General features: G+C 70.0%; 24 protein-coding genes and 1 pseudogene. 15 read left to right on the forward strand and 10 right to left on the reverse strand.

Going from position 1 to position 23,534, the window contains the following annotated elements:
• Positions 1 to 287: 287 nt before the first annotated feature.
• Positions 288 to 1,175: a LysR family transcriptional regulator gene (locus tag PV419_RS51010; RefSeq protein WP_319700921.1), complete on the reverse strand. Its 888-nt coding sequence runs from the start codon at positions 1,173 to 1,175 to the stop codon at positions 288 to 290.
• Positions 1,176 to 1,428: 253 nt separating this feature from the next.
• Here PV419_RS51010 and PV419_RS51015 point away from each other — a divergent pair, with 253 nt between their 5' ends.
• The 4 genes from PV419_RS51015 to PV419_RS51030 are packed head-to-tail and all read left to right on the forward strand — an operon-like array spanning position 1,429 to position 4,669.
• The gene (locus PV419_RS51015) at positions 1,429 to 2,250 is read left to right on the forward strand and encodes an EamA family transporter (protein ID WP_415925561.1); all 822 of its coding nucleotides are present in this window, start codon (positions 1,429 to 1,431) and stop codon (positions 2,248 to 2,250) included.
• A gap of 21 nt (positions 2,251 to 2,271) precedes the next feature.
• The gene (locus PV419_RS51020) at positions 2,272 to 3,282 is read left to right on the forward strand and encodes an NmrA/HSCARG family protein (protein ID WP_319700922.1); all 1,011 of its coding nucleotides are present in this window, start codon (positions 2,272 to 2,274) and stop codon (positions 3,280 to 3,282) included.
• The gene (locus tag PV419_RS51025; RefSeq protein WP_319700923.1) at positions 3,228 to 3,806 is read left to right on the forward strand and encodes a carboxymuconolactone decarboxylase family protein; all 579 of its coding nucleotides are present in this window, start codon (positions 3,228 to 3,230) and stop codon (positions 3,804 to 3,806) included. Before PV419_RS51020 ends, PV419_RS51025 begins: the two co-directional genes overlap by 55 nt.
• Complete coding sequence (locus PV419_RS51030; RefSeq protein ID WP_319700924.1) at positions 3,803 to 4,669, forward strand: RNA polymerase sigma-70 factor; 867 nt, start codon at positions 3,803 to 3,805, stop codon at positions 4,667 to 4,669. Before PV419_RS51025 ends, PV419_RS51030 begins: the two co-directional genes overlap by 4 nt.
• A gap of 45 nt (positions 4,670 to 4,714) precedes the next feature.
• Here PV419_RS51030 and PV419_RS51035 read toward each other — a convergent pair whose 3' ends face one another.
• Positions 4,715 to 5,233, reverse strand: coding sequence for an ATP-binding protein (locus tag PV419_RS51035; protein WP_319700925.1), 519 nt, complete (start codon positions 5,231 to 5,233; stop codon positions 4,715 to 4,717).
• A 358-nt stretch (positions 5,234 to 5,591) separates the two neighbouring features.
• Between PV419_RS51035 and PV419_RS51040 the strand changes: the two genes are divergently transcribed.
• The 4 genes from PV419_RS51040 (at position 5,592) to PV419_RS51055 (ending at position 8,335) form a co-directional block, all read left to right on the forward strand.
• Positions 5,592 to 6,686 carry a hypothetical protein gene (locus PV419_RS51040; RefSeq protein ID WP_319700926.1) on the forward strand — a complete coding sequence of 365 codons (1,095 nt, stop codon included), beginning with the start codon at positions 5,592 to 5,594 and terminating at the stop codon, positions 6,684 to 6,686.
• 138 nt (positions 6,687 to 6,824) lie between these two features.
• Positions 6,825 to 7,244: a helix-turn-helix domain-containing protein gene (locus tag PV419_RS51045; RefSeq protein WP_319700927.1), complete on the forward strand. Its 420-nt coding sequence runs from the start codon at positions 6,825 to 6,827 to the stop codon at positions 7,242 to 7,244.
• 18 nt (positions 7,245 to 7,262) lie between these two features.
• On the forward strand, positions 7,263 to 7,862 hold the full coding sequence (locus tag PV419_RS51050) for a hypothetical protein (RefSeq protein ID WP_319700928.1): 600 nt from the start codon (positions 7,263 to 7,265) through the stop codon (positions 7,860 to 7,862).
• Positions 7,863 to 7,993: 131 nt separating this feature from the next.
• A complete protein-coding gene (locus PV419_RS51055; RefSeq protein WP_319700929.1) occupies positions 7,994 to 8,335 on the forward strand; it encodes a DUF2516 family protein in 342 nt (113 codons plus the stop codon).
• Between the two features lie 80 nt (positions 8,336 to 8,415).
• Here PV419_RS51055 and PV419_RS51060 read toward each other — a convergent pair whose 3' ends face one another.
• Together PV419_RS51060 and PV419_RS51065 are read right to left on the reverse strand one after the other, a co-directional pair.
• Positions 8,416 to 9,648, reverse strand: coding sequence for a fused response regulator/phosphatase (locus PV419_RS51060; protein WP_319700930.1), 1,233 nt, complete (start codon positions 9,646 to 9,648; stop codon positions 8,416 to 8,418).
• A 313-nt stretch (positions 9,649 to 9,961) separates the two neighbouring features.
• Complete coding sequence (locus PV419_RS51065; RefSeq protein ID WP_319700931.1) at positions 9,962 to 11,101, reverse strand: NlpC/P60 family protein; 1,140 nt, start codon at positions 11,099 to 11,101, stop codon at positions 9,962 to 9,964.
• 363 nt (positions 11,102 to 11,464) lie between these two features.
• Here PV419_RS51065 and pstS point away from each other — a divergent pair, with 363 nt between their 5' ends.
• The 4 genes from pstS to pstB all read left to right on the forward strand — a co-directional run bounded on the left by pstS (position 11,465) and on the right by pstB (position 15,564).
• Positions 11,465 to 12,595, forward strand: coding sequence for a phosphate ABC transporter substrate-binding protein PstS (gene pstS / locus PV419_RS51070; RefSeq protein WP_319700932.1), 1,131 nt, complete (start codon positions 11,465 to 11,467; stop codon positions 12,593 to 12,595).
• A gap of 101 nt (positions 12,596 to 12,696) precedes the next feature.
• Positions 12,697 to 13,683, forward strand: coding sequence for a phosphate ABC transporter permease subunit PstC (gene pstC, locus PV419_RS51075; protein ID WP_319700933.1), 987 nt, complete (start codon positions 12,697 to 12,699; stop codon positions 13,681 to 13,683).
• Positions 13,680 to 14,756 (forward strand): phosphate ABC transporter permease PstA, encoded by a 1,077-nt coding sequence (gene pstA, locus PV419_RS51080; protein WP_319700934.1) that lies wholly within the window; start codon positions 13,680 to 13,682, stop codon positions 14,754 to 14,756. Before pstC ends, pstA begins: the two co-directional genes overlap by 4 nt.
• A 31-nt stretch (positions 14,757 to 14,787) precedes the next feature.
• Positions 14,788 to 15,564 carry a phosphate ABC transporter ATP-binding protein PstB gene (gene pstB, locus PV419_RS51085; RefSeq protein ID WP_319700935.1) on the forward strand — a complete coding sequence of 259 codons (777 nt, stop codon included), beginning with the start codon at positions 14,788 to 14,790 and terminating at the stop codon, positions 15,562 to 15,564.
• A gap of 164 nt (positions 15,565 to 15,728) precedes the next feature.
• Here the strand turns inward: pstB and PV419_RS51090 are convergent, their stop codons facing one another.
• Entirely contained in the window at positions 15,729 to 16,727 is a 999-nt protein-coding gene (locus tag PV419_RS51090) for an inorganic phosphate transporter (RefSeq protein WP_319700936.1), read from the reverse strand.
• An 8-nt stretch (positions 16,728 to 16,735) separates the two neighbouring features.
• Entirely contained in the window at positions 16,736 to 17,356 is a 621-nt protein-coding gene (locus PV419_RS51095) for a DUF47 domain-containing protein (RefSeq protein WP_319700937.1), read from the reverse strand.
• 194 nt (positions 17,357 to 17,550) lie between these two features.
• Between PV419_RS51095 and PV419_RS51100 the strand changes: the two genes are divergently transcribed.
• Positions 17,551 to 17,952: a metal-sensitive transcriptional regulator gene (locus PV419_RS51100; protein ID WP_319700938.1), complete on the forward strand. Its 402-nt coding sequence runs from the start codon at positions 17,551 to 17,553 to the stop codon at positions 17,950 to 17,952.
• A gap of 19 nt (positions 17,953 to 17,971) precedes the next feature.
• Here the strand turns inward: PV419_RS51100 and PV419_RS51105 are convergent, their stop codons facing one another.
• The gene (locus PV419_RS51105) at positions 17,972 to 18,175 is read right to left on the reverse strand and encodes a hypothetical protein (protein WP_415925562.1); all 204 of its coding nucleotides are present in this window, start codon (positions 18,173 to 18,175) and stop codon (positions 17,972 to 17,974) included.
• 430 nt (positions 18,176 to 18,605) lie between these two features.
• Positions 18,606 to 19,373: pseudogene (locus tag PV419_RS51110) on the reverse strand (hypothetical protein); the annotation flags it as partial.
• A gap of 96 nt (positions 19,374 to 19,469) precedes the next feature.
• Between PV419_RS51110 and PV419_RS51115 the strand changes: the two are divergent.
• Positions 19,470 to 19,655, forward strand: a complete 186-nt coding sequence (locus PV419_RS51115) for a hypothetical protein (RefSeq protein ID WP_319700941.1) — start codon at positions 19,470 to 19,472, stop codon at positions 19,653 to 19,655.
• Positions 19,656 to 19,726: 71 nt separating this feature from the next.
• The gene (locus PV419_RS51120) at positions 19,727 to 21,349 is read left to right on the forward strand and encodes an FAD-binding oxidoreductase (protein ID WP_319700942.1); all 1,623 of its coding nucleotides are present in this window, start codon (positions 19,727 to 19,729) and stop codon (positions 21,347 to 21,349) included.
• A gap of 107 nt (positions 21,350 to 21,456) precedes the next feature.
• On the opposite strand, the gene PV419_RS51125 is transcribed toward PV419_RS51120, so the two are convergent.
• Positions 21,457 to 22,179, reverse strand: coding sequence for a phosphatase PAP2 family protein (locus tag PV419_RS51125; RefSeq protein WP_319700943.1), 723 nt, complete (start codon positions 22,177 to 22,179; stop codon positions 21,457 to 21,459).
• 200 nt (positions 22,180 to 22,379) lie between these two features.
• Entirely contained in the window at positions 22,380 to 23,405 is a 1,026-nt protein-coding gene (locus PV419_RS51130) for an NlpC/P60 family protein (protein ID WP_415925563.1), read from the reverse strand.
• Between the last annotated feature and the right edge of the window lie 129 nt (positions 23,406 to 23,534).

Raw genomic sequence — 23,534 nt, forward strand, 5'->3', positions numbered from 1 at the left:
GAAGCGGCGCAGGGTCCCCGCCCCACCCGGCCGAGCGCCGGGTGGCAAGCGTCCGGCGGGGCGGACCCCCACGCACCCGACACGCCCCAGCCAGGAGCGCAGAAGGCAGCAGGGACCGAACGCGATCGGCACCCCCCAACAGCCACACCGGCCGGACGGGGCCAGACTCGGGGCAGGCTTCCACCGCCATGCCCACACCACTCCCATCCGGGGACGGCCGAGTCACCCTCCGCAGCGGTCCCGGACACCCGGGATCACCAAGGAAACCCAAGCCGATTAGCGACGCTTCAGTCCGTGCCACTCACGGCGGGGATGTCAAGGATGGCGAGGAAGGCGGTCGCCGCGGGTGGGCGGCCGGCGGGGCTCCAGATGACGTATTCGACGCGGGCGGGCGCGTCCGTGACCTCGATGGTGGTGACGCCGGTGAGCTGGGGCACATAGGCGGAGGGGAGCATGGCGATGGCGAGGCCCTGCCCGACCAGTCGAGCCATGAAGTCCGCGGTGCTCACTTCGAAGGCGACGTCGCGGCTGAGACCAGCGGCCGAGAAGGCCTGGTCGGACTGGGCACGTCCGGCTGTCCCGGCCGGAAGGTCCACGAACTCCTCGGAAGAAAGCCTGCGAAGGCTGACCGCTGGTTCGCCGGCGAGTGGATGGTCCGGCGCGACCACGGCGACGAGTCGGTCGCGGGCGAGCTCATGGGCGGCGACACCTTGAGGACGCGCCGTGGTCGGCAGCCCGAGGAAAGCCACGTCGATGGCTCCCTGCTTGACCTGCTCGACGAGGTCCTCGCTCGCGCCCACGCGCAGGCCGATGCGCACATGCGGATACCGCTCGCGGAACTCACGCAGCGCGCCCGGGATATCGACCGCGGCGACGGTGGGGATCAGGCCCACGGCGAGCCGTCCGCGTACCTCTCCGACAGCCGCGGCGACCTCGGCGGCCGCGCGCTCGGCCGCGTCCAGACACTGGCGGGCGGCGGGGAGGAACGCCGCACCGGCCGGTGTCAGCCGCACCCGGCGGCTGGTGCGCTCGAAGAGTCTCGCGCCCAGCTCCCGTTCCAGGCGGGCGATTTGGTGGCTGAGGGCGGACTGGACGACCAGACATCGTTCGGCGGCCCGGGTGAAGCTGTTCGTCTCGGCAACGGCGATGACGTAGCGCAGCTGCTGGAGCTCCATGGATCTATCTTGTATCGAGATCGATGAAGTGAAAAGCATGTCTTGGACTCATTGATCGTCGCCGGGTGAGACTGCGAGCATGACAAGTTCAACAGCACAGGGAGTCTCCGATGGAGCCGGCAACGGTGTTCCCCGTGGAAAACCGCCGCTCGGAAATCTGTCTCCCGGAAAACCGCCGCGTGGACATCCGTCCCGTGAAAATCCGCCTCGTGGAAACCTGTCTCGCACCGCCCTGACGGCGCTCGCTCCCGCGGTGTGGGGCACGACCTATGTCGTCACCACCGAGCTCCTCCCGCCGGGACACCCCCTGTTCGCGGGACTCCTGCGCGCGCTGCCCGCCGGCCTGATCGCGCTGGCGGTCACCCGGACGCTGCCGCGCGGAGCCTGGTGGGGGAAGGCCGCGGCGCTCGGCGTGCTGAACATCGGGCTGTTCCTCCCGCTGCTGTTCATCGCGGCCGAACGCCTGCCGGGAGGCGTGGCCGCCACCTTGGCGGCGGCCCAGCCCCTCATCGTCGCCGTCTTGGCCATCACCGTGCTCCACGAGCGCCTTTCCGTCTGGCGTCTTTTCTGGGGTGTGACGGGCGTCGTCGGCGTCGGCCTGGTGGTGATCGGGCCGAACGCTGCACTCGACACCGTCGGGATCGTGGCGGGCCTTGCCGGCGCGGCCACGATGGCACTCGGCGTGACCCTCACCAAACGCTGGGGACGCCCCGCCGAGGTGACCCCCACCGCTTTCGCCGGCTGGCAACTCACCGCAGGAGGTCTCTTCCTGGTGCCCATCACCTTCCTCGTCGAGGGACCACCCCCCGCGATCGACGCGACCGCCGCCCTCGGCTACCTCTGGCTGGGCCTGGTCGGCGGGCTGATCACCTACGTCCTGTGGTTCCAGGGCATCACCGCCTTGCCTGTCACCTCCGTCGCGGTTCTCGGCCTGCTCTCACCGCTGGTCGCCGCCGTTCTCGGCGCCATCGTGCTCGGCCAGACACTCGGCCCGATCCAACTCGTGGGGTTCGGGTTCTCGCTCGCCGCGATCGTCGCGGGACAGCTTCCCGCCCCCACCCGCTCACGCGACTGACATCACTGGAAGGACCTCGCAGTGTCGAACAAGAAGGCAGCCCTGGTCACGGGCGCGACGGGCGGCCAGGGCGGCGCCGTTGCCCGCAGGCTGCTCGACAACGGCTGGGCGGTGCGCGCCCTCGTCCGTGACCCGGACAAGCAGGGGGCCAAGGACCTCAAGGCGCTCGGCGCGGAACTGGTCACCGGCGACCTCGACGACCCAAAGGCGCTGCGCGCGGCAGCGCAGGGCGTGCACGGCGTCTTCAGCGTGCAGCCCGCCGACTTGGCCGACCCACGCCCCGGAGTCGAGGTACGGCAGGGCAAGAACGTCGCCGACGCGGCCAAAGCCGCGGGCGTCGCGCACCTGGTCTACAGCTCCGTTGGCGGCCCCGAGCGCACGTCCGGCGTCGCGCACTTCGAGACCAAGGCGGAGATCGAGGCGCACATCGACGCCATCGGCGTGCCCGCGACGGTGCTGCGGCCGGTGTTCTTCATGGAGAACTGGCCGTACATGGTGCCAAAGGCGGAGAACGGTGCGCGGGTTGGTTCGATCGCGCTGGACGCGGACACCTCGCTGCAGATGATCGCTCTGGTCGACATCGGCCGGATCGCGGCGGACGCGTTCGACAAACCGGCCGAGTTCCTCGGCAAGAAGATCGAGATCGCCGGCGACGAGCTGACCGTGTGGCAGATCGCCGAGGTGTTCACCAAGGTCGACGGCATCCCGACTCGCTTCGAGCGCAAGCCCATCGAGGAGCTGCGGGCCGAGGCCGAGGAGGCGGCGAACATGTTCGACTGGTTCAACGAGAAGGGATACCGGGCCGAGATCGCCGCGCTCCGCGAGCGGTACCCGGAGCTGCTGACCCTCGAGGCGTGGCTGAGCAAGATCAGGCAGACGGCGGTTGTCACATTCGCGGGCCCGGCGGTGTCTTCATGCCGAACAGCCGAACAGGCACCGGACACCCGCCCAACAGGCAACCGCACAAGGAGAACACCATGGCGCTCCGCGTCCCGAAGGCCGAGCTCCCCGCCGAGCTCAAGGAGAACATGATCAAGCAGCTCGGTGCTGTGCCCGAGAACGTCGAGGTGGTGTGGCACAGCCCCACGGTCGCCCAGGACAACCTGGCGTTCGGCGGCAAGGTGGGCGCGTGGGACGCGGCCGACGCGAGCCTCAAGTCGTTCGCGCACATGGCCGTCGCGGCCCAGGTCGGCTGCAGCTGGTGCCTCGACGTCGGCTACTTCCAGGCGCAGAACCAGGACCTGGACCTGGCCAAGGCGAGCCAGGTGCCGCGCTGGCGGGAGGCGGAGGTGTTCACGCCGCTGGAGCGGGACGTGATGGAGTACGCCGAGGCGATGACGAACACGCCGCCGACGGTCACCGACGAGCAGTACGCGGGTCTGCTGGAGCGGCTCGGCCCGGCCGCGATGATCGAGCTCACGGCGTACATCGCCTTCGTCAACCTGGCGACCAGGGCCAACGTGGCGAACGGGGTCACCTCGCAGGGCTTCTCCGATGCCTGCGAGATCCCGCTGGCCAAGCGTCCCGAGAAGTCCGGCGCAGAGTCGACGGCATGACCGAGGACCCCTTCGTCACCCACCGCAGCCTGCTGTTCACCGTCGCCTACGAGATGCTCGGGTCGGCGGCCGACGCGGAGGACGTGCTGCAGGAGTCCTGGCTGCGGTGGGCCGACGTCGACCACTCACAGGTGCGTGACCCGCGGGCGTACCTCGTCCGGACCGTCACCCGACAAGCGCTCAACCGCCTGCGCGCATTGTCGCGCAGCCGTGAGGAATACGTCGGCGAATGGCTGCCGGAACCGCTGCTGACCAGCCCTGATGTCGCCGAGGACATCGAACTCGCGGAGAGCGTCTCGATCGCGATGCTGACCGTGCTGGAGACGCTCGGGCCCACCGAGCGGGCGGTGTTCGTGCTCCGCGAGGTCTTCGAGTTGCCGTACGGCGAGATCGCCGAGGCGACGGGCAAGTCCGCCGCCACGGTGCGGCAGATCGCGCGGCGGGCACGCGAGCATGTGGCGGCTCGACGGCCGCGGGCGCGGGTGAGCCGGTCGGAGCAGCAGGCCGTGGTGGAGCGATTCCTGGTCGCGTTGCGAACCGGGCAGTTGCAGGAGCTGATGGAGATCATGGCGCCGGACGTGGTTCTGATCGCCGATGGCGGCGGACTGGTGGCCGCCGCTCTGGCTCCGATCCACGGAGCGGAGCTCGTGGCGCCGTTGCTCGCGCGCGCGAACCGGGTGGTGACCGCGCTCGAGACGACGACCGTATGGCTCAACGGCGCTCCCGCGGGCCGGATCGAGTTCGACGGCGAGCCGAACGCGGTGAGCCTCGCAGTGGAGAACGGGCGGGTCACCCGGATCTACGTGGTGCGCAACCCGCGGAAGCTGACGCGGCTGGACAAGCCGGCCGAACTCGCCAGGTGACCCGCTGCCGCTCTGCTCCCGGTCGGTTCGCGTGGGGGGCGGATCTCAATTCTTGACGGCCTCTGCGATCTGCAGGGCGGCCTGGGCGGGCGTGAGGTGCGTGGTGTCGACGACCTCGGCCTCGCCGTGTAGCCACGTGCGGGCCGCCTCGGCGTAGGGCTCCAGGTATTTGAGACGGAACGGGGAGGGGATGGGATGGTCCCCCTCGATGCGTTTGCGGAGGGTGTCTTGGTCAGCGTGAAGGACGAAGTGCCGTACCGGAATGGCATGCTGGGCGAGGCCCGTGCTGATCTCGCGCCAGTACTCCTCGACCAGGACAGTCATGGGCATCACCAGAGTGCCGCCGGTGTAGTCGAGTACGCGGCGGGCGGTCTCGACCACGAGCGGCCGCCACGGCGGCCAGTGCTGGAAGTTGTCCGTCCCGGGCAGCCCTGGCGTGATGTCCATGAGCGTCTCGCCAACCTTCTCGGCGTCGAACACCCGTGAATCCGGGATCAGCTGCTGCACGAGTGCACTGGTCGTCGTCTTGCCTGCGCCGTGGGTGCCGTTGAGCCATACGATCATGGGACCCGACACTAGCGCTGTGCGGGCCGCGGGCACGGGCACGGCAGAGTCATCTGTCTCACCTAGTCGCACCTACGCCAAGCTCACACGACAGACAGCCCACCGACCCGACACCTAGCGTGACGAGTCACAGGCTCCCGGCACGGTGAGGTTCGGAGACCGGGCCGCTGGCCACGCTTGAAAGTGATCGTGTGGCGCCGCCGGGAGAACCAGCGCACCGGCGTGCCGCCCGCCATGGACATGTGGCCAGGTCCCCACACCGTCCGCCCAGCCGACCTCGCTGTCAGCGCTCCGTGTCATTATGCGGACGCGTCCCAGGGGAGTGGGTCGCGGTCTACTGATTGCCAGGGGGTTGGGGATGGGCGCGGGTACGGAGCCGGACGGCTCGTCCAGGTCCGACGAGGAGTGGGAGCGGTTTCTGCGCGAGTCGGTGGCGGGTGCCGCCGACGCGCCCAAGGAGCCGTCGGCGCGGGCCCGCGACGTGGCGAAGCGGCTGCGCGCGGAGCCCGGCCGCGGCCCGGAGGGCTGGCGCAGCTACACGCCCGCGCGGCCCAAGCGGCGCACGGGCTGGTACGTGGTCGGGCTGCTGGCCTCACTGGCGCTGCTGGTGGTGGCGCTCGCGCCGGGGCCGATAGTGGACCTGTTCGCCGGCGCTGACTCCCCGCCGCCGGCGGCCGAGACCGCCCGCCCGACCCAGGCACCCCCGGCGGAGGCGGCCCAGCGCCCCACCGCGGAGGAGCCGTTCCGCGGCTCGCCGGCGGCGAGCTGGGCGAGCGGAGCGGCGGGGATCACCGTGCCGAAGGCCGGGGCGGTCGGCTGGATGAGCGCGGCCGAGGTCGAGCGGGCCCTCGCCCGCAGCCGAGACTTCCTCGTCGCGTCCGGCCTGGACCGCCGGGTGCTGCGGGGCGAGCGCCCGGAGAAGGCGATTGCACTGATCAACCCGCACCAGAAGGACGTCCAAGACCTTCTGAAAACCGCTTTCCGAACCCCGAGCGAGAAGAACGACCCCCTCCTCCTCTTCAGCCGCTTCCAGCCCTCCCGCACCCACCTGGTCGGCGACGTCGTGAAGACCCGGGGCCGGCTCACCTACCGGGAGGGCGAGCGCGGCGCGCTCCAGGTGACCGCCGACGTCACCTTCGTCTACCCGGTCACCCCCGCGGACGCGGGCGGCGACGACGAGATCGTGCGCACGATCGTCCGACGCGAGCTGGTCCTGAGCTGGGACGACCCTGACAAGGTGATCACCGAGCCGGGCACGTTCTCGATCGTCTCGTACAAGTACGACATGACCAACGGCGGCTGCGGCGCCCCCACGGGCTACTTCATCCCGCCCTTCGGCACGGACCGCCAGGCGGACGAGGCCGGCACGGAGGTCGACCCGTACGACCGCAGCACGCCGGTCGGGCGGGGCGAGTCCTCTGGGGACGAGTGCGGGAGGGCGACGCGGTCCTAGCAGGCGTTACTCGCTGGCGGCCACCCCCAATTCCGGGGGCGATGAACATCCAGCCGCCGATCCGCCCCCGGCGCGGCTCCCGGCACGACTGCAAGCAAATGCTTGCAATAGTTAGCACTCATGCGGCAGCATGGGGGCATGGCATCACTGAACGTCGGCACTCTCGGCGAGTTTCTGCGGGAGCAGAGACGCAGCGCGCAGCTCTCGCTGCGCCAGCTCGCCGACGCTGCCGGGGTGTCCAATCCGTATCTGAGCCAGATCGAGCGCGGGCTGCGCAAGCCGAGCGCGGAGATCCTGCAGCAGCTCGCGAAGGCGCTGCGGATATCCGCCGAGACCCTCTATGTGCAGGCCGGGATTCTCGATGAGCGGGACCGGGACGAGTCGGAGACGCGCAGTGTGATACTGGCCGACCCGTCGATCAACGAGCGGCAGAAGCAGGTGCTGCTGCAGATCTACGAGTCGTTCCGCAAGGAGAACGCACCCGGCCCCGCCGCGGGCGACACCCCCTCGGGCACCCCCACCGGCAGCGCCGACCACGACGCCGAACCCTCGATTTGATCCGGGAGGACCATCAGCATGGCCATCACCGACGATGTGCGTAAGACGCTCACCGACCCGACCCCCCTGTACTTCGTGGCGGGCACGGCCGACCTCGCCGCCCAGAAGCTCAAGGAGGTGCCGTCGCTGGTCGAGAAGATCGTCGCCGAGGCCCCCGAGCGCTTCCAAGCCGTACGGAACACCGACCCGAAGGCCGTCCAGGACCGGGTCACCCAGCAGGCGAAGGAGGCCCAGGAGAAGCTCACCGAGCTGCTGGGCACGCTCGACACCGACCTGAAGAAGCTCCGCGACACGGCGCAGGACCTGGCGCTCCAGGGCGTGGGCCGCGCGGCCGAGCTGGCCGTCAAGGCGCGGGAGCGGTACGACGAGGTGGCCGAGCACGGCCAGGAGGTCGTGAAGACCTGGCGCGGCGAGGCGGCCGACGAGATGGTCGAGGTGGCCAGCGCCATCGAGCCCAAGGATGAGCCGGTCCCGGTCTCGGGCGACTCGTCCAAGGACGCGACGAAGAACGCGGCCAAGCCGGCGCCCTCCGCCGCCGCCAAGAAGGCCCCGGCCCGCAAGCCGGCCCCCGCTCCCGCCCCCGGCGCGAAGAAGACGCCGCCGAAGCCCCAGGGCTGAGAGACGGGCGGCCGCCCGGAGAGCACACCAAGGGCCGGGTACGCGCTGCGTGCCCGGCCCTGGCAGCGGGTACGGTGGCCGATGGAACGCTTCCCATACATATCTTCTAGGCGGTCTAGGCGGTGGACGGCGTGCTGGTCCAAGAGTTCAACCGATTGTTGTACTGGGTCTCCTGGGGGCTGCTCCTGTTCAGCCTGTTCGCCTTCATCGACGCCGCGATCCGCCGCGAGGACGCCTACCGGGCCGCGAACAAGCAGAGCAAGCCCTTTTGGCTCATCTTCCTGGGGATCGCCGTCGCGGTGAACTTCTTCATGGGCATCTTCGACTTCCTGCCGATCATCGGGCTCATCGCGACCATCGTGTACATCGTCGATGTGCGGCCCGCGCTCCGGCAGATCTCTGGCGGCCGCAACTGGCCGCGCGGCCGTGGCTCCAGCTCCGACGGCCCGTACGGGCCCTTCAACGGCCGCTAGGCGACGCGGGGGGGGCGCGGGGGGACGCCCCGAGCCACACAGGCGGGGCGCCGCGCGCGAGCGGTCTGCCCGGGGGTATGTCAGCCGCGGTCGAGGAGCAGCACGGCCAGGTCGTCCGTCAGCTCCCCGCCGTTGAGCGCCCGCACCTCGGTGACGGTGTTGTCCAGCAGCTCCTCGCCGCGGAGCCCCGCCGTCAGCCCGCGGGCCACGATCTCGACCATCCCCTCCTGGCCGAGCCGCTGCACGCCCTTTCCGACGCGCCCCTCGATGAGCCCGTCGGTGTACATCATCAGGCTCCAGGAGCCGCCGAGCTCGATCTCCCGGCGCGGCCAGCGGGCTCCCGGCAGCAGGCCGAGCGCCGGGCCGTTGTCGTCGGCGGGCAGCAGCCGGGGCGCGCGCCCGGGACGTACCGCCAGGGGTGCGGGGTGGCCGGCCAGGCACACCCCGGCCCGCCGCCCGTCCGGCGCGATGTCGACGGTGCACAGGGTGGCGAAGATCTCCTCGTCGGCGCGCTCGTTCTCCAGGACCTGCTGCAGGGTGCCGAGCAGCTGGTCGCCACAGAGCCCGGCGAAGGTCAGGGCGCGCCAGGCGATGCGCAGCTCGACGCCGAGGGCGGCCTCGTCGGGGCCGTGGCCGCAGACGTCCCCGATCATCGCGTGCACCGTGCCGTCCGGGGTGCGGACCGTGTCGTAGAAGTCGCCGCCCAGCAGGGCGCGGCTGCGGCCGGGCCGGTAGCGGGCGGCGAAGCGCAGGCCCGAGCCCTGCAGCAGCGGGGTGGGCAGCAGCCCGCGCTCCAGCCGGGCGTTCTCCTGGGCGCGCAGCCGGGACTCGGTCAGCTGGCGCTGGGCGAGGTCGGAGCGTTTGCGCTCGACGGCGTAGCGGATGGCGCGGCTGAGCAGCCGCCCGTCCAGCTCGTCGCGGAAGAGGAAGTCCTGGGCGCCGACCCGTACGGCCTCGGCGGCGCGCTCCCCGTCCTCCACGGCGGTCAGTACGAGGACCGCGTGGGCGGGCGCGAGCCGCAGCACCGCGCGCAGGGCGTCGAGCTCGTCCTCCGCCTTCTTGCCGGGGCCGGGCAGGGCCAGGTCGAGCAGGATGCACTGGACGTCATCGGTGAGCAGCCGCTCGGCCTCGGTGAGATTGCGGGCCATGCGGATGCGGACCCGGTTCCCCTCGGTGTCCAGCAATTCGGGGACGGTGAAGGAGCCGGCGGGGTCTTCCCCGATCACCAGCAGGGTGAGCCCGTTGTCGGGCGGCGCGGCGGGCAGGGCCTCGGTGGCCGGCGCCTCCAGCTGCCCGGTCGCGGGTACGGACATCGCTCGATTCCTTCCCTCCCCCCGAGAGCGCGGCGCTCCACGGCCGTTTGCACGACCCAGCGCCGGACACTGAGAGGCGACCATAGCGCTAGGGCAGGCCCCAGCGGAATGACCTTCGGACGGCCACTTTTGTCATATGCCAAAGCCTGAACGGGACTTGACGCGCCGAGGCCCGACGGCGGGATGACAAACATCACGCCCACGCGGGGCGAAATGACCGAATAGCCGCCCGGCCCCGGCCCGGCCGCGGGCTCAGCCCCGGCCGCGGACTCAGTCTCGCCCCCGCCTCAAGCCCCGGCCTCGACAGACGCCCTCAACCCCCATCCGGGCGTACGACACCGAGGATCGGCATCGAGCCCGCCCCGGCGACCGTGATCTGCCGCCCCGGGCGTGGCGCATGGACGATCGCGCCGTCCCCTACGTACATGCCCACATGGCTCGCGTCCTTGAAATAGATGATCAGGTCTCCCGGCCGCATCCGCTCGACGCTCACCTTCGGCAGCTGCCGCCACTGCTCCTGCGAGGTGCGCGGGATCGAGCGGCCGCTCGCGGCCCAGGCCTTCTGGGTCAACCCCGAGCAGTCGTAGGTGTCGGGGCCCTCCGCACCCCACACGTAGTCCTTGCCGAGCTGCGCCGTCGCGAAGTCGACCGCCCGCCGCCCCTGCGAGGTGCCCTTTCCTCCGACCTTCCGCAGTATCCCGGAGCCCAGCCAGGTCGTCTGCGCCCGGCGCTGCTGCTCCTCCTCCAGCTGCCGCAGCCGCTCCCGCTCCTTCGCCCGCAGCCGGGACTCCAACTGCCTGGCCCGGGTGAGCTTCGCCCGGATCTCCTTGCGCGCCGCGGCCTTCTTCGCGCGGCTGGAGTCGAGCCGCTCCCACTCCCGGGTGGCCGCCTTCGCATAGCGGTCGAGCGTGGCCTGCGTCTTCTCCAGCTGGTTCATCAGGCCCCGGGTCGCCTGCTGGCCCTTGCGCGCCAGAGTGACGTCGTCGAGGAACCCCTCCGGGTCGTCGCCGAGGAGCAGCTGCGCCTCTGGCGGAATTCCGCCGTTGCGGTACTGGGCCCGGGCCACCGCCCCGGCCCGCTTCCGCAGACCCGCCATCCGCTTCTGTGCCTTCACCACGGCCTGCGCGATCTTCACGATCCGCTTCTCCTGGCGGGCCTGTTTCTCGCGCGCCAGGTTGTACGCGTCGGTGGCCGCCTCGGCCTTGCGGTAGAGGCTCTCCACCTTCTTGTGCACCTCTTGCAGCCTGCCGCCGCCCCCGGAGGCCGCGCCCGCGGTCCCTCCCGGCCCCGATCCCGACTCCGCCCCCGTCCCCGCCCCGGGCGTGGGCTCGCGCGGTGCGGCCTGCGCCCGCTGCGGCCCCGCCGACATTCCCACAGCACAGACGAACGCGGTGGCCGCGGCGACGCCCGCGCCCCCTCGCCTGCCGTCCCGCCCCACCTTCCGCTTCCTCATCACCTGCGGACCTCCACGAGCCGTCGCTTAACCCGCGTGCCAGAGCTGACTTACCGGTACGTAGGGACGGATAGTGACATGCCGTACCGCAATCCGACAGAGTCACGCGCCGATCGACTCCGCTGTCACCCCCACCCAACCGGAATCAGAGCCTCCCTGGGCCACCACCCTGACGGCCGAGGTTCACCCCCCGTTCACCCACGCCCTTCAGCTGCTTCACCTGATCTGCCTAATTTCGGCCCTACAGAGTGCTGGCCGCGCCCTTGGCGTGACCGACGCGCATCTGAGCAGAACCAGAAACGCGCCTCACCTACGTCTTCGTGCGCCGTCCCCACCGGCGGCTCCTGGAAGGAACACCCGAAAGTGAAGCTTCAGCGCAACAACCGGCTTCGCGCCATTGCCGCCGGTGCCCTTGCCGTCTCCGGCGCCCTGGTCCTCACCGCCTGCGGCTCCGACGACAACAGCGGTTCCTCGAGCGGTGGCGGCGGCACCAAGGCCTCCAGCAACATCAAGTGCGAGGGCAAGGGGCAGCTGCTGGCGTCCGGGTCGTCCGCCCAGAAGAACGCCATGGACCTGTGGGTCAAGAACTACGGCGCCGCCTGCAAGGACGTCAAGATCAACTACAAGGCCACCGGCTCCGGCGCGGGCATCCAGGAGTGGCTGCAGGGCAAGACCGCCTTCGCGGGCTCCGACTCGGCGCTCAAGCCCGAAGAGGTCGCCTCCTCCAAGAAGATGTGCACGGGCGGCGGCCAGGGCATCAACCTGCCGATGGTCGGCGGCCCGATCGCTGTCGGCTTCAACGTCCCCGGCGTGGACAAGCTGACGCTGGACGCCAAGACCCTCGCCCTGATCTTCGACTCGAAGATCACGAACTGGAACGACGAGGCGATCAAGAAGCTCAACAAGGGCGTCAGCCTGCCGAGCCTCAAGATCCAGGCCTTCCACCGCTCGGACGACTCCGGCACCACGGACAACTTCACCAAGTACCTCAAGGCCGCCGCCCCCTCGGCGTGGCCGCACGAGCCGGGCAAGGCCTGGGAGGGCAAGGGCGGCCAGGCCGCGGACGGCTCCTCCGGCGTCTCCTCGCAGGTGAAGCAGGTCTCCGGCGCGATCTCCTACTTCGAGCTGTCGTACGCGACCGCCAGCAGCATCAAGACCGTGGACCTGAACACCGGCGCCTCCGCCCCGGTCCAGGCCACCGTCGACAACGCTTCCAAGGCCATCGCCGCGGCCAAGGTCAAGGGCACCGGCAAGGACCTCGCCCTCGACCTGGCGTACGACACCAAGGCGGAGGGCGCGTACCCGATTACGCTGGTGACGTACGAGATCGCCTGTGACAAGGGCAACAAGTCCGACACCCTCGCCGCCACCAAGTCGTTCCTGACCTACGCCTCGAGCGAGGACGGCCAGGCCTCCCTGAAGGACCTCGGCTACGCCCCGCTGCCGACCGAGATCGCCACGAAGGTCCGCGAGAGCGTCGCGAGCCTCTCCTGATCTGAGTGCGGCCGGCTCCGACGACACGGAGCCGGCCGCACCGTCCGGTGCACCGCCGCGCAAGGAGCCACACCCCACCGGCTCCGCAGACCGGAGAACTCATGGAAACGGACATAGAACCCACATCCCCCACAGAACCGCCGGCCCAGGCCAGGTCCCGCAACACCGGCCGCTTCGGCGACAAGATCTTCCTCGGCCTCTCCCGGGGCTCCGGAGTCCTGTTGCTGGTGATCATGGCCGCCATCGCGGTCTTCCTCACCGTACGCGCCGTCTCCGCCATCTCCGAAGACCACGGCAACTTCCTGACCACCTTCGAGTGGAACACCACCAGCCGCCCGATGGTCTTCGGCATCGCCGTCCTCGCCTACGGCACGGTCGTCAGCTCGATCATCGCGATGCTGATCGCGGTCCCGATCGCGGTCGGCATCGCGCTGTTCATCACGCACTACGCGCCGCGCCGGCTGGCCACCCCGGTCGCCTACGTCGTCGACCTGCTCGCGGCGGTCCCCAGCATCGTCTACGGCCTGTGGGGGGCGCTCTTCCTGGTCCCGCACCTGACCGGCCTGTACAAGTGGCTCGACGACTACCTGGGCTGGACCAAGATCTTCGAGTACAACGACGGCGCCCCGCGCTCCCTGTTCACCATCGGCATCCTGCTGGCGATCATGATCATCCCGATCGTCACCAGCGTCAGCCGCGAGGTCTTCCGCCAGGTCCCGCAGATGCACGAGGAGGCCGCGCTCGCGCTCGGCGCGACCCGCTGGGAAGTCATCCGGATGTCGGTCCTCCCCTTCGGCCGCTCCGGCATCATCAGCGCCTCCATGCTGGGCCTGGGCCGCGCGCTGGGCGAGACGATGGCCGTGGCCACCGTGCTGTCCCCCAGCTACCTGATCAACGCCAGCCTGCTGGATCCGGGCGGCGGCACCTTCGCCCAGAACATCGCCAGCCACTTCAAGGAGGCCGACGGCCCCGCGCGTGACGCGCTGATCGCCTCCGGTCTGGTGCTGTTCGTCATCACCCTGCTGGTGAACGGCGCCGCGCGGCTGATCATCGCCCGCCGCAAGGAGTACTCGGGAGCCGCGGCATGAGTAACGCAGTGATCGACAAGAGCGAGGTGGCGGGGGACGCGTCGCGTCCCGCCCTGCGGCAGCCCCGGCTGCCCAAGTGGGCCCCGATCAGCCTGGCGGTGCTCTCGGCCGGCCTGGGCTGCGGCATCGGCGTGGCCGGCGATCTGAACAGCGAGGTCCAGTGGGGCCTGATCGCCGCGGTGCTGTTCGTCGCGCTCTCCTTCGCCCTGACCGCCAAGGTCGAGGGCTCCCGCCAGGCCAAGGACCGGCTGGCCACCAGCATGATCTGGGTCTGCTTCCTGCTCGCCGTGATCCCGCTGGTCTCGCTGATCTGGGAGACCATCGACCGGGGCAGCACGGTCCTCGACGGCTACTTCCTCGGCCACTCCATGGAGGGCGTGCAGACGATCCTCCCCGGCGGCGGCGCGTACCACGCGATCATCGGCACCCTGGAGCAGGTCGGCATCGCCACCGCCATCGCGGCCCCCATCGGCCTGCTGACCGCTGTCTACCTGGTGGAATACGGACGCGGCGGCCTCGCCAAGGCCGTGACCTTCTTCGTGGACGTCATGACCGGCGTCCCCTCCATCGTCGCCGGTCTGTTCATCCTCACCTTCTGGATCATCATTCTGGACTTCGACTACTCCGGCTTCGCAGGCGCGATGGCCCTGGCCATCCTGATGATGCCGATCGTCGTCCGCTCGACGGAGGAGATGCTCAAGCTCGTCCCGAACGAGCTGCGCGAGGCCTCCCTCGCACTGGGCGTGCCCAAGTGGCGCACCATCCTCAAGGTGGTGCTGCCCACCGCGATCGGCGGCATCATCACAGGCGTCATGCTCGCGGTCGCCCGTATCGCCGGTGAGTCGGCCCCGATCGTGCTGCTGGTGTTCGGTGCCCAGGGGATCAACAACAACCCCTTCGAAGGCGCGCAGTCCTCGCTCCCGTACTACGTGTACGAGCAGTGGCAACTCGGTAACGACGCCTCGTACAACCGGGCCTGGGCGGCGGCGCTCGTCCTGATCGCCTTCGTCATGATCCTCAACCTGCTCGCCCGCGGCATCGCCCGCTGGAAGGCCCCGAAGACCGGCCGCTGAGGCCACGCCACGAAGAAGAGAAGTGATTCACATGGCCAAGCGCATCGACGTCAGCGGCCTCACCGCCTACTACGGCAGCCACAAGGCCATCGAGGACATCTCGATGACCGTCGAACCTCGCTCGGTGACGGCCTTCATCGGCCCGTCCGGCTGCGGCAAGTCCACCTTCCTGCGCACCCTGAACCGGATGCACGAGGTCACCCCGGGTGGCCGGGTCGAGGGCAAGGTGATGCTGGACGACGAGAACCTGTACGGCACGGGCGTCGACCCGGTGTCCGTGCGGCGTACGGTCGGCATGGTCTTCCAGCGCCCGAACCCCTTCCCCACCATGTCGATCTTCGAGAACGTCGCGGCGGGGCTGAAGCTGAACGGCTCGTACAAGAAGAGCGAGCTGGGAGACATCGTCGAGAAGTCCCTCAAGGGCGCCAACCTGTGGAACGAGGTCAAGGACCGGCTGAACAAGCCGGGCGCGGGCCTGTCCGGCGGCCAGCAGCAGCGGCTGTGCATCGCGCGCGCCATCGCGGTGGAGCCGCAGGTGCTGCTGATGGACGAGCCGTGCTCGGCGCTCGACCCGATCTCCACACTCGCCATCGAGGACCTGATCGGTGAGCTGAAGGAGCGCTTCACGATCGTCATCGTGACGCACAACATGCAGCAGGCGGCGCGCGTCTCGGACCGCACGGCCTTCTTCAACCTGGCGGGCGTCGGCCAGCCGGGCAAGCTCGTCGAAATCGACGAGACCGAGCGGATCTTCTCCAACCCGTCCGTCCAGGCGACCGAGGACTACATCTCGGGCCGCTTCGGCTGACGCACCGCCTCTGTCCCGCCGTCGGCACGCCGGCGGCGGGGGAGGAACGTCCTGTGGTGCTGCATGGCGGTGCCACCACAGGACGAAGGGCCCGCCCCCAGATCACTCAGGGGGCGGGCCCGCCGCGTTGTGCGGTGCGTTTCTATGGCGCGTGCGTCCGGCCGTCAGCCGAAGGCCAGGTTGACGATCCAGTAGCTGAGCGCGGCGACACCGGCCGCCGCGGGCATGGTGATGAACCAGCCGAGGATGATGTTCTTCGCCACACCCCAGCGCACCGCGTTCACGCGCTTGGTCGCACCGACGCCCATGATCGCCGAGGTGATGACATGGGTGGTCGAGATCGGCGCCTGGAACATGAACGACGCGCTGTACATGACCGAAGCCGCCGTGGTCTCCGCCGCGAACCCCTGCGGCGGGTCCAGCTCGATGATCCGCCGGCCCAGCGTACGCATGATGCGCCAGCCGCCCGCGTACGTACCGAGCGAGAGCATCGCGGCGCAGGCGATCTTCACCCACACCGGGATCGCGTCGCCCTCGTCCTCCACTCCCGCGATGACCAGGGCCATCACCACGACACCCATGGTCTTCTGGGCGTCCTGCAGACCGTGGCCGAGCGCCATGGCCGCCGCGGAGACGGTCTGGGCTATGCGGAAGCCGCGCTTCGCCTTGTGCGGGTTGGCGTTCCGGAACATCCACAGGATGGCCACCATGACGAAGTAGCCCAGCACCAGGCCCACGATGGGCGAGAGGAACATCGGAATGACGACCTTCTCCACCACCCCGCCCCAGTGGACGGTGCTGGACCCGGCGAGGGCCGCGCCCACCAGGCCGCCGAACAGGGCGTGCGAGGAGGATGACGGGAGGCCGAAGTACCAGGTCACCATGTTCCAGGTGATCGCCCCCACCAGCGCGGCAAACAAGATCATCATGCCTTGGCCGCCGGTGGGGGTGGCGATCAGGCCCTTGCTGACGGTCTTGGCGACCCCGCTGCCCAGGAAGGCGCCCGCGAGATTCATCACCGCGGCCATCGCGAGCGCCGCCCGCGGGGTCAGCGCCCGGGTCGAGACGGAGGTGGCGATGGCGTTCGCCGAGTCATGGAAGCCGTTGGTGTACGTGAAGAAGAGCGCGACCGCAATGGTCACGACAAGCGCGAAGGTGTCCATGCCGAGGCTCAGGACTCCTTGACGGCGATTGTCTCGACCGTATTGGCCACGTGTTCGAAGGCGTCGGCCGCCTCCTCGAGCACATCCACGATCTGCTTGAGCTTGAGCACCTCGATGGCGTCGTACTTGCCGTTGAACAGGTGCGCGAGGAGCTTGCGGTGGATCTGGTCCGCCTGGTTCTCGAGACGGTTGACCTCGATCCAGTACTCGGTGAGGTTCGTCATGGTGCGCAGGTTCGGCATCGCCTCGGCGGTCAGCTCCGCGGCCCGCGCCAACACCTCGATCTGCTGCTCGACCCCCTTGGGCAGCTCCTCTATCTGGTAGAGGACGACCAGGTCGACGGCCTCCTCCATGAAGTCCATGATGTCGTCGAGGGAGGAGGCGAGGGTATAGATGTCCTCGCGGTCGAACGGCGTGATGAAGGAGGAGTTCAGCTGGTGGAAGATCGCGTGTGTCGCGTCGTCCCCCGCGTGCTCCGCGGCCCGCATGCGTTCGGAGATCTCGGTACGAGCGGAGGAGTCCGCCCCGAGCAGTTCCATCAGGAGCTTCGAGCCGGTAACGATGTTGTCCGCGGAAGCCGCGAACATGTCGTAGAAGCTCGTCTCCCTGGGGGTCAGACGAAAGCGCACTGGGGATCCTCGGAATGCATCGGGGTCTGTCTCGTTGATGCTAGGCGCATCATCCGGCCACGGTAACCGGCGTTCCCCAGTGTGACCCATAGGGCAGAGTGCTTATCACAGGGACCCGGTCCAACCAGGCAGACCCGGTACCCTATACCCAGCTGGGGTATATGCGGACATAGCACGAACAACGGGAGGACGCCATGACAACCACGGCAGCCGACAGCACCGCCCCCGCCGAGGGCGAGGAGCGGAGCCAGGCGTCCGAGCCCGGGGCGGAGGCGCCCCTCACCGAGCCGGAGGCCGCTCCCCCCGAGCACATCGGCCATGGCTACGCCAAGCAGAAGGACCAGCACCTCAAGCGACTGCGCCGCATCGAGGGCCAGATCCGGGGCCTGCAGCGCATGGTCGAGGAGGACGTCTACTGCATCGACATACTCACCCAGGTCTCCGCGAGCACCAAAGCGCTCCAGTCCTTCGCGCTGCAGCTCCTGGAGGAGCATCTGCGCCACTGCGTGGCGGCGGCCGCCGTCAAGGGCGGTGAAGAGAGCGACACCAAGGTCGCCGAGGCCACCGCCGCCATCGCCCGCCTGCTGCGGACCTGACGACGCCACCTGCTGGGCCCTACGACCGGGCGCCCTCACCGTCGCCCTCGGCTGGATTTGATCGGTCCTCCGCCACCTGGAGCACCTCGTCGATACGGTCCGGACTGAGCCTTTCCTCGTCCGCGCTCGACGCAGCGATCATCAACTCACCGTAGAGATCGATCTCGACGAGGGCCACGGGGTCCGGGCTCGACGGGCCGCGACGCGCAACCACGTGTTTCACCTCCTCCTGCGAGCATCTGCGAGCACTTCCGAGCAGCGGCTTCCCAGCGTAGGGATCGGTACACACTCCGCGCATGGCACGGATGGACCATTTCACGGGGCTGAACGGCATGCGCTGGCTAGGTCTGGGGGGATCCAACCCTTCCTGTATAGATATCCGATGTCTTGGGGAGCCTCACGACGGCCGGCGCGCCGAAGTCGTACAGCTCGATGGTGGAGGCCACCCCCAGCGTGCGGCGTACGCCCTGGGGGCCAGGGGTGCTCGGGTGCCCCGGGCCACCCCGGGCGGCGCGGCCGCCCTGCCCCGGTCGCCCAGCGCCGCCCCCGCCTCCGCTCGCTGTTCCGCCTCCGGTTCCGGTTCCGGTTCCGTCGCCCTGCCGGGGCTGACCGCCCCGACCCGACTGACTGCCCCGACCCGACTGACCGTCCTGGCCGCTGGCCTCGCTGGTCACGGTGAAGTGGTGCCGCACCTCGCGCAGCCGCCCCTGCCGGTCGAGATAGGCGTCGAAGGGCACCGCGTGCTCCGTGAACCCCCGCGCGGCGGCCGCCAACGGGCCCCGCACCCCGGGCGACGCGACCCGTGCGGCCCGCCCGATGTCCGTCGTCCCGCGGTAGTGCCGCACCACCGTCCCGCCCAGCCCCTCCTCACCCACCAGGCTCACGCCCCGCGCCCCGCGCAGCAGCTCGGCGGCGGCCAGCGGATCGGTCGCCCCGCCGGTGACCAGATTCCCGTCCGGGATGCCGGCCGTGTCCACCCGGACCCACTTGTCCGGCGGAATGCCCGCGCCCCGGTTCCGCATGAACAGCGCGCCCGAGGCCAGCAGTTCGGTGATCGGCTCATGCTCGGCGGCCCCCATCGCGTCCCTCGGCAGCACCAGCCGCAGCCGCCCCATCCGCCTGACGAAGTCGTACGCGCCGCTGCCCCGGATCGACACGCGTGTGCCGCCCGTCGCCGTCTCCATCGTCGTACGGACCCGCGAACTGCCCGACCGGACCAGCACATCGGCGGCGCGGTGCAGCGCGGCGACCGCGGCGGCGCGCGATTCGCCGCCGGGGCGCTCGTCGGCGACCGTCTGGGAGGAACAGCCGGTCACGGTCGCCATCGTCGTGGTCGCCATCAGCCCGGCCAGCAGCCCGCCCGCCACGGCGGCCGCCCCGCGCCTCGTCCGGGCACCGCCCGTACGCCGCTGGATTTCCATCGACCGCCGACCCCCTGGCCACGCTCGTCCACGCCTTGGTACTTGTTCGTTTAACGACTCGCCCCTGGGCCCGTCACGGCCGGGTAGCGTGGTCATGTGCTCGACTCAGGCGCTTCAGGCCCCGGCCAACACCGCACCACCACCGTGGAAAAGGGCTCCTTCTGCACCGCCCGCTGCTCCTGCGGCTGGTTCGGCCCCGCCCGCCGGTCGCGGGACAAGGCCCGCACCGACGCGGCCGGCCACGCCGACGGAACCGGATGCGCCGCCTCGCCCTCTGAGTAGGGGACCGGGCCTGCGCGCGACCGCCCGGCCAACTGGTGGGGCAGCAGCGTCAAGTGGGACGGGAGGCCGCCATGAACCGGCGGACACTACTGGCAGCGGGCACGGCACTGGCGACCACGGGGGCCTGGGCCACAGCGTGCGACAAGGACTCGGGACAGACGGCGGCAGACGGCGACCCGTCCACCCGCGCCTCCTCCCCCGCCTCCGATTCCCACTCGTCCTCCGCTTCCGCTTCGGCCTCCGCCGGCGGCTCCGACGGCAAGCCGCGGGCCGCCGACTGGACCGCGCTCGGCAAGGGCCTGCAGGGGGACCTGATACGCCCCGGCGACGCCGACTACGCCACCGCCCGACAGCTCTACAACACCCGCTTCGACCGGCTGCGGCCCGCCGCCGTCGCCTATATCGCCAACACCTCGGACATCTCCGAGTGCCTGGACTTCGCCCGCCGCCACGGCACCCCTGTCGCCATCCGCAACGGGGGCCACAGCTACGCCGGTTGGTCCAGCGGCGACGGCCGCCTCGTCATCGACGTCTCCGCGCTCAAGTCGATCCGTACCTCCTCCGGCGAGGCCCGGATCGGCGCGGGCGCCAAGCTCATCGACGTCTACACCACGCTGGGCGCGTCGGGCGTGACCGTGCCCGGCGGCTCCTGCCCCACCGTGGGCATCTCCGGCCTGACCCTCGGCGGCGGCCACGGCGTCGTCTCCCGGGCGTACGGACTCACCTCCGACAACCTCACCGGCGCGAGCATCGTCACCGCCGACGGCCGGACCCTCCAGGTGTCCAAGGACCGCGAGGCCGATCTGTTCTGGGCCCTGCGCGGCGCCGGCAACGGCAACTTCGGCGTCGTCACCGAGCTCCGCTTCCGCACCCACCGGGCCGCCGACGGGGTCACCTGCTACATGACCTGGCCGTGGGCCAAGGCGGCGACGGTGCTGCGGGCCTGGCAGAAGTGGGGCCCGGACCAGCCGGACGAGATCTGGTCGGCGCTCCACCTGGAAGCCTCCCCCGGACGCACCCCGACCGTCTCGGTGAGCTGCTTCTCCCTCGGCACGTACGGCGAGCTGCAGAACGCCGTCGACCGGCTCGCCGACGGCCCGGGCGGGCCCGGCCCCGCCTCGAGAGTCACGCTGCGCCGCCGCGGATACGTGGAGGCGATGCGGATGTACGCCGGATGCGGCAGCACCGGCACCACCCAGTGCCACCTCCCGGGCAGCACACCGGGCCGCAGCTCCTCCGGCGTCCTCCAGCGCGAGACATACGCGGCCCGCTCCGACTTCTACGCCCGCTCGCTGAGCGAGGCGGGCCTGCGCGCGATGCTCGGCCAGGTGGAGGCGTACGGGCGCCGTACGGGCGGCGGCGGCGCGGTCAGCATCGCGCTCACCGCGCTCGGCGGGGTCGTCAACCGCGTCGCGCCCCTCGCCACCGCCTTCGTCCACCGCCGCTCGCGCTTCCTGGCGCAGTACACCGCCTCCTGGGCGGCCGGCGGGGCCGGGACGGCACAGCGATCCTGGCTCGACGGCGTACACACGGCGATGCGGCGCCATGCGTCGGGGGCGGCGTACCAGAACTACACGGACGCGTCCCTCAAGGACTGGCGCAGCGCGTACTACGGGTCGGCCGCGGACCGGCTGACCAAGCTGAAGAAACGTTACGACCCGAACCGGCTGTTCGACTTCCCGCAGGCGCTGTGAGCGCAGGGGCCCTCAGGTCCCTCGCCTCCCCTTAGGAGCGCGGAATCCCCTCAGCCTGTTGGTTTGTTTCAGGCCTTTCGGCCTGTTTCAGGACCGCCGGCTCTCTCTCAGGCCGCCAGGTCCTTGTTGCGGCGCTCGCCGCCGCTGCCCGAAGAGCGCGACCCGGGGAACTCCGGCACGTCCTCCTCCGCGGCCTCCCCGGCCGCGGGGGCCGTGCCCGCCCGCACCAGCCAGCCCGCCCGCGAGCCCGCGACGGCCGTGGTCAGCGGGGTCAGCAGCATCATCGCGAGCGGGGCCAGCAGCAGCGCGACCGCCGTGCCCAGCGCGAACCCGCCGATGACGTCCGTCGGGTAGTGCACGCCCATATAGACGCGGCAGAACCCTTCGAGCAGCGCGAGGCCGATCGCGGCCACTCCGTAGGTCCGGCTGGCCATGAACACGCCCACAGCGATCGCCATGGTCAACGTCGCGTGGTCGCTGACGAACGAGAAGTCGGACTTGCCCGCCACCAGGACGTCCAGCCCCTGGTGGTCCTTGAAGGGCCGCGGCCGCTCCACGAACTCCCGGATCGGGATGTTGGCGAGCAGCGCGAGACCTGCGGCCAGCGGCGCCCACACCAGCCCCGCGACGGCGGACGGCGCCTCCTGCGGACGCTTGCGCACGCTCCACCAGGCGCCGAGCAGGACCAGCACCAGCCCGATGATGATCCCGTACTCCCCGACGAACTCCATGACGCGGTCGAACCAGTGCGGAGCGTCCTTGGCGAGTCCATTGATGTCGTAGAGCAGGCTGACATCAGGGTTCGACCCGTCCATTGCGAGTCCAGCCATGTGCCGTGGCCCCTTATCTCTTGCCTGTCGCTACATGCGGCTGCCGGCCCCCGTTGGTGAACGCGATCGATGCCGATTGTGTCCGCTGCCGATCCACTCCCAGGAAACGCCCTCATCGAGCGGGGCGTTCCGTTCTCAACCCAACGATCACCAGGACGTTATCGAAGGGTGACTTATCGTCGCAGCTCAGCATGGAGGCTTTACGCGGAGTTCGCCGTCGGCAACGCTTTTGCGCCATCTTTGGTCACCCGCGTCGCACCGATGTAGTCCGGCGTGTCGATCTTGTCGAACCGGATCACGGCCCCAGTGTACGGGGCGTTGATCATCTGCCCGCCGCCGACATAGATCCCCACGTGGTGGATGGATCTCGGGTCGTTGAGGTCGTACGCGAAGAAGACCAGGTCGCCGGGGAGCAGCTCATCCCTCTTGGGATGCGGCCCGGCGTTCCACTGATCGTTGGCCACACGCGGCAGGTCGATCCCGACGGTCTTGTACGCCGCCTTCGTCAGCCCGGAGCAGTCGAACCGACCGCCGTCCTCCACGGTCCCGTCACCGCCCCACAGATACGGCTTCCCGAGCTGCTTCTGCGCGAAATAGATCGCCCCGGCCGACTGCTGCGAGGGCCGCACCTTCTGGACGGGCGCCGCGAAGCTCTTGGCCAGGGTGGTGATGGTCTTCACATAGTTCTGGGTCTCCCGGTACGGCGGCACGCCGGAGTACTTGATCACCGCGTACGCCCCCGCGTTGTAGGAGGCCAGCATGTTGTGCGTCAGATCGCCCGGGACGTCCTCCACATATTTCGCCAGCGAGCAGTCGTAGGCGGCCGCCGACGGGATCGCGTCCTGCGGATCCCAGATGTCCCGATCCCCGTCCTTGTCGCCGTCCACGCCATGGCTGGCCCAGGTGCCCGGGATGAACTGCGCGATCCCCTTGGCGTTCGCCGGGCTCTGCGCCTTCGGGTTCCAGCCGCTCTCCTGGTAGAGCTGCGCGGCGAGCAGGGCGGGGTTGATCGCGGGGCACAGATTCCCCCACTTCTGGACCAGTGGCTGGTACGCGGCGGGAACGGCACCCCTGGCCAGCCCGACCGTCGTACCGCTGTTCCCGCCCGCGAGGTCCGCGGCGACCATGTACGTACCGACGACGAGGAGCGCGACGAAGGAGAAGGAAACCCCGAGACCGACACTGACGCCCAGCCAGACCTTACGCACCCGCCCATCCTCCCCCATCAGCCCGTCATACGAACGTCTTTCCGCACGTACGGCGAAAATCCGCCGCCTGCCAGCCGAAACCATACGGGCGGGGCGGGGCCGCCGCACCACGTGCTCCGGCCCTCCCCACCTCTGCGCCCCACCCCT

The organism is Streptomyces sp. ME19-01-6, from assembly GCF_033793745.1.
GTDB lineage: Bacteria > Actinomycetota > Actinomycetes > Streptomycetales > Streptomycetaceae > Streptomyces.